This is a genomic window from Rahnella sp. JUb53, assembly GCF_004346065.1.
Taxonomy (GTDB): Bacteria; Pseudomonadota; Gammaproteobacteria; order Enterobacterales; family Enterobacteriaceae; genus Rahnella; species Rahnella variigena.
Genome location: NZ_SLYT01000030.1, coordinates 1 through 2,093 on the forward strand (window position 1 = coordinate 1; position 2,093 = coordinate 2,093).

At 57.4% G+C, this 2,093-nt stretch carries 2 protein-coding genes; both read left to right on the plus strand.

What is annotated here, in order from left to right; genetic code table 11:
• Nucleotides 1-5: 5 nt before the first annotated feature.
• A complete protein-coding gene (locus EC840_RS25155; protein WP_132967458.1) occupies nucleotides 6-1,280 on the plus strand; it encodes an HlyD family secretion protein in 1,275 nt (424 codons plus the stop codon).
• Nucleotides 1,273-2,093 (plus strand): cysteine peptidase family C39 domain-containing protein (locus EC840_RS25160; RefSeq protein WP_243701122.1); only part of this gene is annotated, 821 nt, incomplete at its 3' end. The genes EC840_RS25155 and EC840_RS25160, both read left to right, overlap by 8 nt.

Genomic DNA, 2,093 nt, shown 5'->3' on the forward strand with positions numbered 1-2,093 from the left:
TTATTTTGTTTCGCAAGGAAGCACTCGAAAACAGGCGGCAGACGTGGCGCGGCCGCGCTATTTTACTGCCCGATATCCCCGCCTGGCTAATTGCCGGACTCTGCGTTTTATTCTTTATCGCCTTTCTGACGTTTGTTATGACGGGCACCTATACCCGACGAATTAACGTCACGGGAGAGGTCACCACCTCCCCCGGGCCCGCCAGAATATATTCCGGGGTGCAGGGTACCGTGGTGCAGCAGTTTGTCACTCAGGGACAGCTTATTAAAAAAGGCGCGCCGGTTTACCGGATTGACGTCAGTAAAAGCACGTCCCGCGGCGTGGTCAGCGACAATCAGCGTAAGGATATTGAAAGTCAGCTGCTGCGCGTTGGCGATATTATTTCAAGGCTTGAGGCGAGTAAGCAAAACACCCTGAACATGCTCGAAAAGCAAAAGTCACAGTATAGCGAAGCGCTGAGCCGCTCCTCCGCCATCGTCAGGCGTGCGGAGGAAGGCATTAGGATAATGAAAAACAACATGGATAACTACCGCCGCTATCAGTCCCGGGGCTTAATTAACAAAGACCAGCTGACCAACCAGGTCTCGCTGTATTATCAGCAGCAGAATAATCTGCTAGGACTGAGCGGGCAGAACGAACAGAATGCGCTGCAAATTACCAGCCTGGAAAGCCAGATACAGACCCAGGCGGCCGAGTTTGACAACCGCATTTACCAGATGGAGCTTCAGCGCTATGAGCTGCACAAAGAGCTTAGCGGTACGGACGCGGGGGGCGAGGTCATCGTCAGGGCGCCGTCGGACGGGGTCATCGACTCGCTCAGCGTCACCGTCGGGCAGATGGTCAGCGCCGGAGACAGCCTGTTTCAGGTCATCCCCCAAAAGATAAGCGCCTACTTTCTGGTACTCTGGGTGCCCAATGATTCCGTGCCCTACATTAGCCCGGGAGACAGGCTCAACGTGCGCTACGAGGCCTTTCCGTCAGGAAAGTTTGGCCAGTTCGCCGCCACGGTCGACACCGTCTCTAAAATACCGGCCTCACCTCAGGAGATGCTGACCTACCAGGGGGCGCCTAAGAATACTCAGGCTGTCCCTGTCCCCTGGTACAAAGTGATTGTCAGGCCCGAGAAGCAAACGATTACCTACGGCGGGAAGACCCTGCCGCTCGAAAACGGCATGAAAGCGCAAAGCACGCTGTTTCTGGAAAATAGAAAAATTTATCAGTGGATGCTTTCCCCGCTCTATGACGTGAAATACAGCGCTGCGGGGCCGGTCCATGGATAAGAAACCGTTAAGCCGCCTCCTTCGCAAGCTTGACTTAGGGCTGCGCCGGCGCGTTCCCATTGTGCACCAGACGGAGTCCTCCGAGTGCGGCCTGGCCTGCCTGGCCATGGTCTGCGGCCACTATGGCAAGAGCCTGGACATGATGACGCTTCGCAGGCAGTTCAACCTGTCCGCGCGCGGCACCTCGCTGGAGGGGCTCAGCGGCATCGCTGCGGGGCTGGGAATGCGCACCCGTGCGCTGTCGCTGGACCTGGACGAAATGACTCAGCTAAAAAAGCCCTGCATCCTGCACTGGGACTTTAACCACTTCGTCGTGCTGGTGAACGTCCGGGGCAACCGCTTTATTGTGCATGACCCGGCGAGAGGGCGCAGAACGGTGGGGCGCGCTGAAATGTCGCAATACTTCACCGGCGTGGCGTTTGAGGCATGGCCGGGCGCAGAGTTTACTGCCCGGTCGGAGAACAATCGCATGAGCCTGGGGACGCTCATCCGCAGCGTGCACGGTATCCGGAGGGCGCTGGCGAAGATATTCTTTTTGTCGCTGGGCGTTGAGGCGGTTAATCTGCTTATGCCCGTAGGCACACAGCTTGTCATGGACCACGCGATCCCGGCGGGCGACCTCGGGCTCCTGACCCTGATTTGCGCTGGGTTAATATTTTTTATCCTGCTGCGGGCGGCGGTGAGCACGGTGCGTGCCTGGTCATCGCTGGTGATGGGCACCCACATCAACGTGCAGTGGCAATCCGGGCTGTTTACCCACCTGCTGGGTTTACCCCTGAGTTATTTTGAACGACGCAGGCTCGGCGACATTCA